Source organism: Bradyrhizobium sp. WYCCWR15520 (genome assembly GCF_056174665.1).
Map to the genome: position 1 here is coordinate 1 of NZ_JBWBWM010000082.1, position 13,557 is coordinate 13,557.

Genomic DNA, 13,557 nt, shown 5'->3' on the forward strand with positions numbered 1-13,557 from the left:
CTGGCGCCCGCCCGGCTGCCGCGACGCCGGCGGCGCGCGCGCCGGGCGTTGCCGCCGACGGCTCCGATGAGGACGAGGGTCCGCGTCAGGTCCGGCGCGGTCCCGGCGGCGCCATGCGCCCCGTAGCGGCCCCCAAGACCACCCACAAGCCCGGCCCGCAGAAGGAACGCGGCCGCCTGACGGTGGTCACCGCGCTCAATGACGATGTGCGCGAGCGCTCGATCGCCTCGTTCCGCCGCCGTACCCAGCGTCTGAAGGGCCATGCCTCCAACGAGCCGAAGGAAAAGCTGGTCCGCGAGGTCACGATCCCGGAAGCGATCACCATCCAGGAACTCGCCAACCGCATGTCGGAGCGCGCGGTCGACGTCATCCGCCTGCTGATGAAGCAGGGCGCGATGCACAAGATCACCGACGTGATCGATGCCGACACCGCGCAACTGATCGCCGAGGAACTGGGCCATACCGTCAAGCGCGTCGCCGCGTCCGACGTTGAAGAGGGCCTGTTCGACGTCGTCGACGATTCCACCGACACCGAGCCGCGCTCGCCGGTCGTCACCGTCATGGGCCATGTCGACCACGGCAAGACCTCGCTGCTCGACGCGCTGCGTCATGCCAACGTGGTGTCGGGTGAAGCCGGCGGCATCACCCAGCATATCGGCGCCTATCAGGTGACCTCGCCGGAAAGCGGCAAGAAGATCACCTTCATCGATACCCCCGGCCACGCCGCGTTCACTGCGATGCGCGCGCGCGGCGCCAAGGTCACCGATATCGTGATCCTGGTGGTTGCGGCCGATGACGGCGTCATGCCGCAGACGGTGGAAGCGATCAACCACGCCAAGGCGGCGAAGGTGCCGATGATCGTGGCGATCAACAAGATCGACAAGCCCGATGCCAAGCCGGAGCGCGTACGCACCGAACTGCTGCAGCACGAGGTTCAGGTCGAATCGTTCGGCGGTGAAGTCGTCGACGTCGAGGTATCCGCCAAGAACAAGACCAATCTCGACAAGCTGCTCGAGATGATCGCGCTGCAGGCCGAACTGCTCGATCTCAAGACCAATTCGGAACGGCCCGCCGAAGGCACCGTGATCGAAGCCAAGCTCGATCGCGGCCGCGGTCCGGTCGCGACCGTGCTGGTCCAGCGCGGCACGCTGCGGGTCGGCGACATCATCGTGGCCGGCGCCGAGATGGGCCGCGTCCGCGCGCTGATCTCCGATCAGGGCGAGAACATCGACGAGGCCGGACCTTCGGTGCCGGTCGAGGTGCTCGGTTTCAACGGCCCGCCGGAAGCCGGCGACCGCCTTGCTGTCGTCGAGAACGAAGCCCGCGCCCGCCAGGTCACGAGCTACCGCGCCCACCAGAAGCGCGAGAACGCCGCCGCGTCGATTTCCGGCATGCGCGGCTCGCTCGAGCAGATGATGTCGCAACTCAAGACGGCGGGCCGCAAGGAATTCCCGCTGATCGTGAAGGCCGACGTGCAGGGCTCGCTCGAAGCGATTTTGGGATCGCTGGAAAAGCTCGGCACCGAGGAAGTTGCCGCGCGCATCCTGCATGCGGGCGTCGGCGGCATCTCCGAATCCGACGTCACGCTGGCGGAAGGCTTCAATGCCGCGATCATCGGCTTCTCGGTGCGCGCCAACAAGGAAGCGGCCGCGGCCGCCAAGCGCAACGGCATCGAGATCCGCTACTACAACATCATCTACGATCTCGTCGACGACATCAAAAAGGCGATGTCCGGCCTGCTCGCGCCGACGCTGCGCGAAACCATGCTGGGCAATGCGCAGATCCTGGAAGTGTTCAACATTTCCAAGGTCGGCAAGGTCGCCGGCTGCCGCGTCACCGACGGCACCGTGGAACGCGGCGCCAATGTGCGCCTGATCCGCGACAACGTCGTCGTGCACGAAGGCAAGCTCTCGACGCTGAAGCGCTTCAAGGATGAAGTGAAGGAAGTGCAATCCGGCCAGGAATGCGGCATGGCGTTCGAGAATTACGGCGACATGCGTGTCGGCGACGTCATCGAGTGTTATCGCGTGGAGACGATCCAGCGCTCTCTGTAAGTCCAAATCTTACGAAGAGCTTCGGATTTTATTGACTGAAGATGTGGCGTCATGGCCGGGCTTGTTCCGGCCATCCACGTCCTGATCCTGATTTAACAAGCAAGACGTGATGCCCGCGAGACGCGCGGGCTTGACGGCTATGAGAGAGTCTAATGCCCCGCCACCACAACAAGGGTTCCGCTCCCGGCGGCTCGCAGCGACAATTGCGCGTTGGCGAGACCGTGCGCCATGCCGTCGCCGATATTCTGTCGCAGGGTAACGTTCACGACCCCGACCTCGAAGGCCACATCATCACCGTTCCCGAGGTGAGGATGTCGCCTGACCTGAAGCTAGCGACGATTTACGTGATGCCGCTCGGCGGCCGCGACACCGACATCGTGCTCGCGGCGCTCGATCGCAACAAGAAATTCCTGCGCGGCGAGATCGCTCACCGCGTTAGCTTAAAATTTTCCCCTGAACTCCGCTTTCGCGTCGACGAACGATTCGACGAAGCGGAACGGATCGAGAAATTACTGAGAACACCTGCGGTGCAAAGAGACCTCGCACCCGATTCGGACGACAAGTGATGACGATGCCCACCGCCAACCGCGAGATCGCGCAGCAAACGGCCGATTCGCACGCCGCTGAAAAAAATATTTTTTCAGGTGAGTCGCGTGGCGACGACAAAAGTCGCGCTGGCGACGACGAACGTCGCGCCGGCGACGACGAACACCGCGTCAACGATGGCGAACGCCGCAGCAATAATGATCCGCGCCACAAGCAGCCGCGCCAGAACAATCAGCCGCGGCGCGACAAGCGCGACGTCCATGGCTGGGTCGTTCTCGACAAGCCGATCGGCATGACCTCGACGCATGCGGTTGCCGTGCTCAAGCGTCTGTTCCAGGCCAAGCGCGCAGGCCATGCCGGCACGCTCGATCCGCTGGCCTCCGGCGGCCTGCCGATCGCGCTCGGCGAGGCCACCAAGACCGTCCCCTTCGTGATGGACGGCCGCAAGCGCTACCGCTTCACGGTGGCCTGGGGCGAGGAGCGCGACACCGACGATACCGAGGGCCGGGTTGTCAGGACCAGCGAGCTGCGGCCATCGGCGGAGGCGATCCGGGCCCTGCTGCCGCAGTTCACCGGCCTAATCGAGCAGATCCCGCCGCAGTATTCGGCGATCAAGGTCCAGGGCGAGCGGGCCTACGATCTGGCACGGGACGGCGAAACCGTCGAATTGAAGCCCCGGCCGGTCGAGATTCACGAATTAACCCTTGTAGAACATGGAGATAACGGCCAATCCGTGTTCGAGGCCGAGTGCGGCAAGGGGACCTATGTCCGGGCTTTGGCCCGCGATATCGGCCGAATTCTGGGCTGTTTCGGCCATATCTGCGCGTTGCGGCGGACCTTGGTCGGCCCGTTCCGCGAAACGGACATGATTCCGCTGGAAGAGTTGGAGGCTTTATGCAATAGAGCCGCGTCTGGCGAGGGAAGCCTCGCCGACGCGCTTTTGCCCGTTGAGACCGCGCTGGACGACATCCCGGCACTGGCCGTCACACGGGCTGATGCGGCAAGGCTCCACAGGGGCCAGGCCGTTTTGTTGCGCGGACGGGATGCGCCCAATAGTAGCGGCACAGTCTATGTCACGGTGGCAGGCCGGCTTCTGGCCCTCGCCGAAATTGGCAATGGCGAACTCATCCCCAAGCGCGTGTTCAACCTGACCGGGCTGACTGCCAGCCCCGGTCGCAGCAATGAGAGAGTTTGACGATGTCGATTACCGCCGAACGCAAAGCGGAAGTCATCAAGACGAGTGCCACCAAAGCCGGCGACACCGGCTCGCCCGAGGTCCAGGTTGCGATCCTGTCGGAACGCATCAACAATCTCACGGGCCACTTCAAGACCCACGTGAAGGACAATCACTCACGCCGCGGCCTCCTGAAGCTCGTGTCGACGCGTCGCTCCCTTCTCGACTACATCAAGAAGAAGGACGAGGCGCGTTACAAGGCGTTGCTCGAAAAGCATAACATTCGTCGTTGATTTGAGAGTACGCGCGCGCAGTTTGCGCGCGTTTTCGCATGATTTCCCGAAGAAAACGGACTCCGATTGTTGGAGACGATCATGCGCATGGAGCATCATCCGATGAGGATCGTGCTCGACAAACGTCCAGCAGCAATCCGGCCGCTGGGCAGGGCAAGGTGCCCGTGACTGCCGAGAGGATGGACGCCATCCGAGAGATAAAGACCATGGCAGGATCGCCGGATGCTGATCTCATGTTGCGATCAGTGCCCCGCAATCTTGCGCATGGTCTTTGTGTTTCTGGGCTCCGCGCTCTCGTGAACCCATGAAAGAAGACCACTATGTTCAATAAGCATTCCGTCGAGATCGACTGGGGTGGACGTCCCCTCAAGCTGGAAACCGGCAAGATCGCCCGTCAGGCCGACGGCGCCGTTGTCGCCACCTATGGCGAGACCGTTGTGCTCGCCACCGTCGTCGCCGCCAAAGCGCCGCGCGAAGGCGTCGACTTCCTGCCGCTGACCGTCGACTACCAGGAAAAGACCTATGCCGCGGGCCGCATTCCCGGCGGCTATTTCAAGCGCGAGGGACGCCCGACCGAAAAGGAGACGCTGGTCTCCCGCCTGATCGACCGCCCGATCCGGCCCTTGTTTGCCGACGGCTGGCGCAATGAAACCCAGGTCATCGTCACCGTGCTCTCGCACGACATGGAGAACGATCCCGACGTGCTGTCGATGGTCGCCGCTTCCGCGGCGCTGACGCTGTCGGGCGCCCCGTTCAAAGGACCGATCGGCGCGGCGCGTGTCGCCTTCAGCAACGACGAATACATCCTCAACCCGACGCTCGACGAAATGACCGACACGCAGCTCGAGCTCGTCGTCGCCGGCACGACCGACGCGGTGCTGATGGTCGAATCCGAAGCCAAGGAGCTTTCGGAAGAGATCATGCTCGGCGCAGTCATGTTCGGCCATCGCCACTTCCAGCCGGTGATCAAGGCGATCATCGAGCTGGCCGAGAAGGCCGCCAAGGATCCGCGCGAGGTCACCACCATCGACAACAGCGCGATCGAGAAGGAAATGCTCGGCCTGATCGAGCAGGAGCTGCGCGCCGCATACGCCATACCGATCAAGCAGGACCGCTACGCCGCGGTCGGCGCGGCCAAGGAAAAGGTGATCGCGCACTACTTCCCGGAAGGGCAGGAGCCGAAATACGACAAGCTGCGCATCGCCGGCGTGTTCAAGGAGCTCGAAGCCAAGATCGTTCGCTGGAACATCCTCGACACCGGCAAGCGCATCGACGGCCGCGACGTCAAGACGGTACGCAACATCATCGCCGAAGTCGGCGTGCTGCCCCGCGCCCACGGCTCGGCGCTGTTCACCCGCGGTGAGACCCAGGCGATGGTCGTGACCACGCTCGGCACCGGCGAGGACGAGCAGTATATCGACGCGCTGTCGGGAACGTACAAAGAGACGTTCCTGCTGCACTACAACTTCCCGCCCTACTCGGTCGGTGAAACCGGACGCCTCGGCGGCACCAAGCGCCGCGAGGTCGGCCACGGCAAGCTCGCCTGGCGCGCGATCCACCCCGTGCTGCCGCCGCACCACGAATTCCCCTACACGGTGCGCGTGGTCTCCGAGATCACCGAATCCAACGGCTCATCGTCGATGGCCTCGGTGTGCGGCGCCTCGCTGGCGCTGATGGACGCGGGCGTGCCGTTGAAGCGGCCGACCGCGGGCATCGCGATGGGACTCATTCTCGAAGGTTCGCGCTTTGCGGTTCTCTCCGACATTCTCGGCGACGAGGACCATCTCGGCGACATGGACTTCAAGGTGGCCGGCACCGACCAGGGCATCACCTCGCTGCAGATGGACATCAAGATCGAGGGCATCACCGAGGAGATCATGAAGGTCGCCCTCGGCCAGGCCAGGGAAGGACGCATCCACATCCTCGGCGAAATGGCCAAGGCGCTCACCAACGCCCGCGCCGAGCTCGGCGAATACGCGCCGCGCATCGAGACCTTCAAGATCGCGACCGACAAGATCCGTGAAGTGATCGGCACCGGCGGCAAGGTGATCCGCGAGATCGTCGAGAAGACCGGCGCCAAGGTCAACATCGAGGACGACGGCACCGTCAAGGTCGCCTCCAACGACGGCGAGGCGATGAAGGCCGCGATCAAGTGGATCAAATCGATCGCCTCCGACCCGGAGATCGGCCAGATCTACGACGGCACCGTGGTCAAGGTGATGGAGTTCGGCGCATTCGTGAACTTCTTCGGCGCCAAGGACGGTCTCGTCCACATCAGCCAACTTGCAGCCAGCCGCGTGCAGAAGACCTCCGACGTCGTCAAGGAAGGCGACAAGGTCAAGGTCAAGCTGCTCGGCTTCGACGACCGCGGCAAGACCCGGCTGTCGATGAAGGTGGTGGATCAGACCACTGGCGAGGACCTTGAGGCCAAGCAGAAGGCGGAAGCCCCGGCACCGCGCGAAGCGGCCGGCGAGTAAGGCATCGCAAAAATGTGAACAAAAGGGTGGCCGAACGGCCACCCTTTTTTGTTGCCCGCCCGAGCTACATTGCCGGGACCGCAGCACCTGTGCGATTACGTCGCAGGCTCACGAGGGTAGAAAACCAAACCCGATCCCGCACGCCGCCCGTATCTTGCCGCGCGCAGCGGCCTTCGGCGTTCGACCACAGATATTTAGCCAGTTCACCTACAGGTAAGGAGAAGTCGATGTCATCCATGTCCCGGCGCCATTTGATGTTTGCGGCAACCGGTATCGCGGCCATTGCTGCAGCCCCACGTCTTGTCTTTGCGCAGGCGGCTGCTCCTGCCCCGGCCGCGGCCCCAACCGGCCCCTTCACGCTGCCGCCGCTGAGCTATCCGACCAATGCGTTCGAGCCCCACATCGACGCCAAGACGATGGAAATCCATCACGACCGCCATCACGCGGCCTATGTCACCAATATGAACAACGTCGCCAAGACCAATCCGCAATTGGGCACGGCGAAGATCGAGGACGTGCTCGGCAACCTGAATGCGCTCGACGACAGCATCAAATTCACCGTCCGCAACAATCTCGGCGGTCATGCCAACCACACCATGTTCTGGGAAATCATGGGCCCGAACGGCGGCAAGCCGGAAGGCGAAGTACTCGCGGCGATCGATCGCGATCTCGGCGGCCTGGAAAAATTCCAGAACGATTTTAATGCCGCCGGTGGACGCCAGTTCGGCTCCGGCTGGGTGTTTGTGACCGTCACCAAGGACGGCAAGCTCGCGATCGAGACCCGCCCGAACCAGGACAACCCGATGATGGACGGCAAGCGCGCCCTGATGGGCAACGACGTCTGGGAGCACGCCTATTACCTGAACTACCAGAACCGCCGCGCCGATTATCTCAAGGCGTGGTGGAATACGGTGAACTGGGCCAAGATCGCCGAACGTTATGCGGCGGCAAAGGCCGGCACGCTCGGCGCGTGACGCGCAACCCATTCTGAGCAGCTCATGTGAAAAGGGCGGCCTCTCGGCCGCCCTTTTTGTTTTTCCGGATCGGTCGCGCCGGGATCAGGCGATGTCGAAACGGTCGAGGTTCATCACCTTGGTCCATGCCGCGACGAAATCCCTGGCGAACTTTTCCTTGGAATCCGCGCAAGCGTAGACTTCCGCGAAGGCGCGGAGCTGCGAGTGCGAACCGAAGATCAGGTCGACGCGGGTGCCGGTCCACTTGACCGCATTCGTCTTGCGGTCGCGGCCTTCATACGTGCCGTCGGAGCCGGCGGGCTGCCACTGCGTGCTCATGTCGAGCAGGTTGACGAAGAAGTCGTTCGTCAGCGTCTCGGGCCGCTTGGTAAACACACCGTGCTTGAAGTTGCCGGCATTGGCGCCGAGGACGCGCAGGCCGCCGACAAGAACCGTCATCTCGGGGCCCGTCAGCCGCAGCAATTGCGCCCGGTCCACCAACGCCTCTTCAGGCGCCATGAACTGATGCTTCTTGCTGTTGATATAGTTGCGGAAGCCGTCGGCCCGCGGCTCGAGCGGGGCGAAGGACTCGACATCGGTCTGATCCTGCGACGCATCGGCGCGTCCCGGCGTGAAGGGCACCTTCACGTCCATGCCAGCATCCTTGGCGGCTTTTTCGACTGCCGCGCAGCCGCCGAGAACGATCAGGTCGGCAAGCGAAACCTTCTTGCCGGACTCCTTCTGGATCGCTTCGAGCTTCGAGAGCACGGTCTTGAGCTCGGCCGGCTGGTTGACCTCCCAGTCCTTCTGCGGGCTGAGGCGAATACGCGCCCCATTTGCGCCGCCGCGCTTGTCGGAGCCGCGGAAGGTCGACGCTGATGCCCACGCGGTCGAGACAAGCTGGGACACCGACAGGCCTGAGGAGAGAATCTTCGCCTTCAGCGCGGCGATGTCCTGCTCGCCGATCAGCTCATGATCCACCGCCGGGATCGGATCCTGCCAGATCAGGGTTTCCTTCGGCACCAGCGGGCCGAGGTAACGCGCGATCGGGCCCATGTCGCGGTGCGTGAGTTTGAACCAGGCCCGCGCGAACGCGTCGGCGAACTGCTCCGGATGCTCGTAGAAGCGCCGCGAGATCTTCTCGTAGGCCGGGTCGAAGCGCAGCGATAGGTCGGTGGTCAGCATGGTCGGCACATGCTTCTTCGACTTGTCGTAGGCGTCCGGGATCGAGGCTTCGGCGCCTTTCGCCTTCCACTGCTGCGCGCCGGCCGGGCTCTTGGTCAGCTCCCATTCGTTTTCGAACAGGTTCTTGAAGAACAGATTGCTCCACTTCGTCGGCGTCTGCGTCCAGGTGACTTCCGGGCCGCCGGTGATGGTGTCGGCGCCGATGCCGGTGCCATGCTTGCTCTTCCATCCAAGGCCCTGATCCTCCAGCGCACCGCTTTCCGGGTCCGCTCCCACCAGCGACGGATCGCCGGCGCCGTGGGTCTTGCCGAAGGAGTGGCCGCCGGCGATCAAGGCGACGGTTTCTTCGTCGTTCATCGCCATGCGGAAGAAGGTTTCGCGGATGTCCTTGGCCGCCGCGAGCGGATCCGGCTTGCCGTTGGGCCCTTCCGGATTGACGTAGATGAGACCCATCTGCACGGCGCCGAGCGGCTCTGCGAGCTGGCGTTCGCCGCTGTAGCGTTCGTCGCCGAGCCAGGTGCCCTCAGGCCCCCAGAACAGCTCCTCGGGCTCCCAGACGTCGGCGCGGCCGCCGGCGAAGCCGAATGTCTTGAAGCCCATCGATTCCAGCGCGACGTTGCCGGCGAGAATCATCAGGTCGGCCCAGGAAATCTTCTGGCCGTATTTCTGCTTGATCGGCCAGAGCAGCCGGCGCGCCTTGTCGAGGTTGGCGTTGTCGGGCCAGCTATTCAGCGGCGCAAACCGCTGCTGACCGGCGCCGGCGCCGCCGCGGCCGTCGGTGATACGGTAGGTGCCCGCGCTGTGCCAGGCCATGCGGATCATCAGGCCGCCATAGTGACCGAAGTCGGCCGGCCACCATTCCTGCGAGTCCGTCATCAACGCGTGCAGGTCCTTGATCACGGCGTTGAGGTCGAGCGTCTTGAACTCCTTGGCGTAGTCGAACGCCTCACCCATCGGATCGGAGAGAGTGGAATTGCGGTGCAGGACCGAAACGTCGAGCGCATCCGGCCACCAGTCGCGGTTCGTGCGCGCGCGATTGCCGCCCGAGAACGGGCATTTGGTTTTGTCGTCCATGATTTTCTCCTGAGGGTCGCTTCCTGTTCGGATTGGAAGCACTCTAAGCAGCGTCTTCCATCAGGTGAAGTTGATTTTAATGATCGGTCTGATAAGATATTCTGATGATGCAGATGACGCTCAGACAGCTTCGCTATTTCGATGCGCTCGCACGTCACGGCCATTTCGGGCGCGCAGCAGAGGCATGCTCGATCTCGCAGCCGGCGCTGTCGATGCAGATCAAGGAAATGGAAGAAGTGCTCGGCGGCGTGTTGCTGGAGCGCAGCGCCCGGCAGGTCACGCTGACGAAATTCGGGGAGGAAATCGTCCAGCGCGTCCGCGATATCCTGCGTTCCGTCGACGAACTCGGTGACTTCGCGCGCGCCTCGCGCGACCGGCTGGCGGGGCGGTTGCGCATCGGCATGATCCCGACGATCGCGCCCTACCTGCTGCCCAAGGTGATTGAAAATCTGGCGCGCATGCACCCCGAACTCGACATTCACGTCCGCGAGACGCTGACCCCGAAACTGATCAAGGAGGTCGTGGAGGGACGGCTCGACACGGCGATCGTCGCCTTGCCGGTATCCGAACCGTCGCTGACCGAGGTCATCTGTTTTTCTGAGAATTTCCTTTTGGTGCGGCCGGGCGAGGACGAGGGAACGCCGGTGCCGAGCCACGAGACGCTGCGCGAAATGCGGCTGTTGCTGCTCGAAGAGGGGCACTGCTTCCGCGACCAGGCGCTGTCGTTCTGCAACATCCAATCCTCGCCGCCGCGGGAAGTGCTGGACGCAAGCTCGCTATCGACGCTCGTGCAAATGGTCGGCGCCGGCATCGGCGTCACCCTGATTCCGGAAATGGCAGTGGGCGTGGAGACCCGCTCGGCGTCGGTCTCCGTCGCCCGCTTTAAGAATCCGCAGCCGTCACGAACCATCGGCATGGTCTGGCGCAAGACAAGCCCGCTCGCCGGGCAACTTCAGCAGATCTCGGAAGTGGTTTGTCTCGCCGCTGACGCCTTGCGCGAACAGCGCGAGGCGAAATCGCCATCACGGAAATTGCGGGCCTGACGGCGCTCCGGCGCCGACGGGCGCTAAAGTTTTATCCTGAGCGCGAACGATCCCGTCTGATTCAGAAAGCCGGAAGGGCTGGTCTGCACGCCGTAGCGCAGGCTGATATCCAGATTCTCCGTCCGCTGCGAGGCCAGGCCGATGCCCGCCGAATAGAGCCAGGGCGACTGGCTGAACGCCGTGGTGACGAAGCTGTCACCACCGGCCGCAAACGCCGCGGATATCTGCAGCCGGTTGTTGAGCAGATTGTACCCGGCCGCGCCGTCGGCCGTGAGCCAGGTGCGGTCGGCGATCCGGTACGAGCCCTTCACGCCCGCGCATCGAGATTGTCGAGTATCGAAAATGTCGGCGCCATCGCGCCGGTCAATCCAAGTGGCGTTGACGCCATCCGGTCCAGCACCACAGCCGCACCCAGGCCTGCGCGGTTGTTCTGTCCCGCCAAAACCTCGGCATAAGGCTGCACGAGGGAAATTGTGGCCCATCCTCCGGTCGGATTGGATTGCCGGAGAGATCGTAGGTGCTGACGAGCATTTGCGCGCCCGACACGTCGCCGGAGGCGGCGCCATAGAGACTGGTGAGATTGCCGCGCGACAGCGTGTTGAACAGCACCCGGCCCTCGGGAGTTATGGAGCTGAGCAGGGTGAAATTACCGGCAGTACTCCCGGTGGGCGCCGCGCCGCTGCCCCAGAAATATCCGTTCTGGAAGTCGCTCACCACGAAGCGGCCCGGCGTCATGGTGCCGAACATCGAAGGGCTCGTGATGCGCCAGCGTGTGCCAGAAGTCCACGCCCATTCCGGCACCGAATTCGCAGGGATTGGTTGCGGGGCCGGCGGCGTGAAAGTTGCGGGGTTGTAAGGGGTGCGTGCGCGAGAATGAAAAAGCATGGCGCTGGTACGAGCGCGAAGGCTTCGTGTTCGAGAAGGAAGAGCTCGAACCGAAGATCGGCTTTATGATGAAGTATTATCGATGGAAAAAGAGCGACTGATCCGAGGCACCAAGCATCCTCGCCTTGCGCATCGCTTGCGCACGCTCTAGTTTCGTAAAGACCCTGATGCGCCCCGCACTTTGCCGAGTTCCTATGGTTCGAGTATTCACAGCCGCGACTTTCCTTGCATGCTTGATCATTTCAGCATCAGCACAAACCCAGGCTCCGCAGAGAGCGACCACGCAAACCGATGCGCCTGCTGCCAAGAAGCCTACGCCAAAGGGTAAATCCCCTGCCAAGCAGCCCGCCGCGGCAGAGAGCGGCCGGTGTCAGATTGGTATCATCTCGGCGATCGGCGGCAAGTTTGCGGTCCAGAAAGTCGGCCTTACCGTGTTCGGCAACGAGCTGACCGAGGTGCCCATCGACGCGTGGGGCCTTGACGATCTCGTGGTTGCTCGCGTTCGCGCGGCCGCTCCCGGCATTAACGTGCGGAAGATCGCCTCTCCCAAGGGCGCGTTCGAGCCCTATTACCATCCTCCGACAAGGCTGTTTCGCAACGATGACGAAGAGCTGACGGCCGTCGTCAGGCAGATCACGGCAAGTTCGAATTGCGCGCGCTATTTCGTTTTCACGACCTACGCAGCCCAATTGCAAGGCACCAATCAGACGCTCCCGGGCATTGGCGTGCTTCACCACGGCTCGGGGCCCTTCAGCAACACGTCCCTGTTCGCCAATTTTGTTGTGAGGGTATTTGACGGCCAGAGTTTCGCCATCGCCAAAAGACCGTCTGCAGATCTGGGCGCCATCCTTGCGGGGAGCTTTGGACGCATGGGACAAGACCCGCTCACCAAGCTCGAGGCAGAGGACTTCCCGGCATCACCGGCGGACGCGATCGCCAGTTCGACCTTGCGCGATCATACCCGCGCCTTACTTGCGGCCAGACTGGACAAAGCGGTCGCGGCTTACCTTAAGCAGGAGTGAGATCGCACCGGCAGAACTCACCTTCGGCTAGTCGAAAGAGGAGTTACAGAATGATCCAGCTCTACTGGTCGCCCCGTTCGCGCTCCATCTCGGCCATCTGGCTGCTCGAAGAAACCGGACTGCCTTACGAGCGGGTGCTCACCGATATCACCACGGGCGCGCAGAAGGCGCCGGAATATCTCGCGATCAATCCGATGGGCAAGGTGCCGGGGCTGAAGGACGGTGACGCCACGCTTGGCGAGGCGGCGGCGATCTGCGCCTACATCGCCGACCGCTATCCGGAAACCAACCTCGCGCCGGCCGTAACCGATCCACTGCGGGCGCGGTATCTGCAATGGCTGTTCTTCTCGCCTGCTTGTATCGAGCCGGCGCTGATCCAGCTCTTCACCAAGCTCGAGGTGCCGCCGAGCACGGCGTCGTGGGGGAGTGCGGCGCAGACCTTCGATGTGCTCGATACCGCGCTGCAGAAGGGGCCGTGGATCCTCGGCGAGAAGTTTTCAGCCGCCGACATCATGCTCGGTTCAGGCCTGAACTTCGCGGTGCGCCTGTTCAAGATGGTGCCGCCGCGGCCGTCGTTCGACGCCTATATCGACCGCTGCGCAGCGCGCCCGGCGTTCCAGCGCGCGGAGAAGATCGCGGCGGGGTGAAAAAGCCGTAGGGTGGGCAAAGCGCAGCGTGCCCACCATTAGAAGCGCGTTCGGTGATAGATGGTGGGCACGGCGCTATGCGCCTTTGCCCACCCTTCTGTAACGGGCCTCGATTAGTCAATCCCTTTGCGTTGTCCGCCCGCCGGGGTCTTGCTTCTGTACGGGGTCGGCGCAGGGCCGCCACCTGATGGGGTTGGAAGAGGA

12 protein-coding genes and 1 pseudogene are annotated in these 13,557 nt (G+C 63.2%); 10 read left to right on the forward strand and 3 right to left on the reverse strand.

The window, feature by feature from the left end; all coding sequences use genetic code 11:
* The 6 genes from infB to AC0QUY_RS40780 all read left to right on the forward strand — a co-directional run.
* A partial coding sequence (gene infB, locus AC0QUY_RS40755) for a translation initiation factor IF-2 (RefSeq protein ID WP_475391542.1) occupies nt 1–2,054 on the forward strand: 2,054 nt, incomplete at its 5' end.
* 152 nt (nt 2,055–2,206) lie between these two features.
* Nucleotides 2,207–2,620, forward strand: coding sequence for a 30S ribosome-binding factor RbfA (gene rbfA / locus AC0QUY_RS40760; RefSeq protein WP_475391544.1), 414 nt, complete (start codon nt 2,207–2,209; stop codon nt 2,618–2,620).
* Nucleotides 2,620–3,795: a tRNA pseudouridine(55) synthase TruB gene (gene truB, locus AC0QUY_RS40765; protein WP_475391545.1), complete on the forward strand. Its 1,176-nt coding sequence runs from the start codon at nt 2,620–2,622 to the stop codon at nt 3,793–3,795. Before rbfA ends, truB begins: the two co-directional genes overlap by 1 nt.
* A 2-nt stretch (nt 3,796–3,797) precedes the next feature.
* Nucleotides 3,798–4,067, forward strand: a complete 270-nt coding sequence (gene rpsO, locus AC0QUY_RS40770; protein ID WP_057854808.1) for a 30S ribosomal protein S15 — start codon at nt 3,798–3,800, stop codon at nt 4,065–4,067.
* A gap of 320 nt (nt 4,068–4,387) precedes the next feature.
* Nucleotides 4,388–6,544: a polyribonucleotide nucleotidyltransferase gene (gene pnp, locus AC0QUY_RS40775; protein WP_161851111.1), complete on the forward strand. Its 2,157-nt coding sequence runs from the start codon at nt 4,388–4,390 to the stop codon at nt 6,542–6,544.
* Nucleotides 6,545–6,771: 227 nt separating this feature from the next.
* Complete coding sequence (locus AC0QUY_RS40780) at nt 6,772–7,518, forward strand: superoxide dismutase (protein WP_475391547.1); 747 nt, start codon at nt 6,772–6,774, stop codon at nt 7,516–7,518.
* 84 nt (nt 7,519–7,602) lie between these two features.
* On the opposite strand, the gene katG is transcribed toward AC0QUY_RS40780, so the two are convergent.
* Nucleotides 7,603–9,756, reverse strand: coding sequence for a catalase/peroxidase HPI (katG, locus tag AC0QUY_RS40785; protein ID WP_475391549.1), 2,154 nt, complete (start codon nt 9,754–9,756; stop codon nt 7,603–7,605).
* A gap of 104 nt (nt 9,757–9,860) precedes the next feature.
* Between katG and AC0QUY_RS40790 the strand changes: the two genes are divergently transcribed.
* Nucleotides 9,861–10,799 (forward strand): LysR substrate-binding domain-containing protein, encoded by a 939-nt coding sequence (locus AC0QUY_RS40790; protein WP_475391551.1) that lies wholly within the window; start codon nt 9,861–9,863, stop codon nt 10,797–10,799.
* Between the two features lie 23 nt (nt 10,800–10,822).
* Here AC0QUY_RS40790 and AC0QUY_RS40795 read toward each other — a convergent pair whose 3' ends face one another.
* Nucleotides 10,823–11,110, reverse strand: a complete 288-nt coding sequence (locus tag AC0QUY_RS40795) for a hypothetical protein (RefSeq protein WP_475391553.1) — start codon at nt 11,108–11,110, stop codon at nt 10,823–10,825.
* Nucleotides 11,111–11,162: 52 nt separating this feature from the next.
* Nucleotides 11,163–11,546 (reverse strand): hypothetical protein, encoded by a 384-nt coding sequence (locus AC0QUY_RS40800; RefSeq protein WP_475391555.1) that lies wholly within the window; start codon nt 11,544–11,546, stop codon nt 11,163–11,165.
* Nucleotides 11,547–11,659: 113 nt separating this feature from the next.
* Here AC0QUY_RS40800 and AC0QUY_RS40805 point away from each other — a divergent pair.
* The 3 genes and pseudogenes from AC0QUY_RS40805 to AC0QUY_RS40815 all read left to right on the forward strand — a co-directional run.
* Nucleotides 11,660–11,785, forward strand: a pseudogene (locus tag AC0QUY_RS40805) (GNAT family N-acetyltransferase); the annotation flags it as partial.
* Nucleotides 11,786–11,851: 66 nt separating this feature from the next.
* Nucleotides 11,852–12,706: a hypothetical protein gene (locus AC0QUY_RS40810; protein WP_475391557.1), complete on the forward strand. Its 855-nt coding sequence runs from the start codon at nt 11,852–11,854 to the stop codon at nt 12,704–12,706.
* Nucleotides 12,707–12,756: 50 nt separating this feature from the next.
* Nucleotides 12,757–13,353, forward strand: a complete 597-nt coding sequence (locus tag AC0QUY_RS40815) for a glutathione S-transferase family protein (protein ID WP_161851106.1) — start codon at nt 12,757–12,759, stop codon at nt 13,351–13,353.
* The last annotated feature ends 204 nt before the right edge of the window (nt 13,354–13,557 follow it).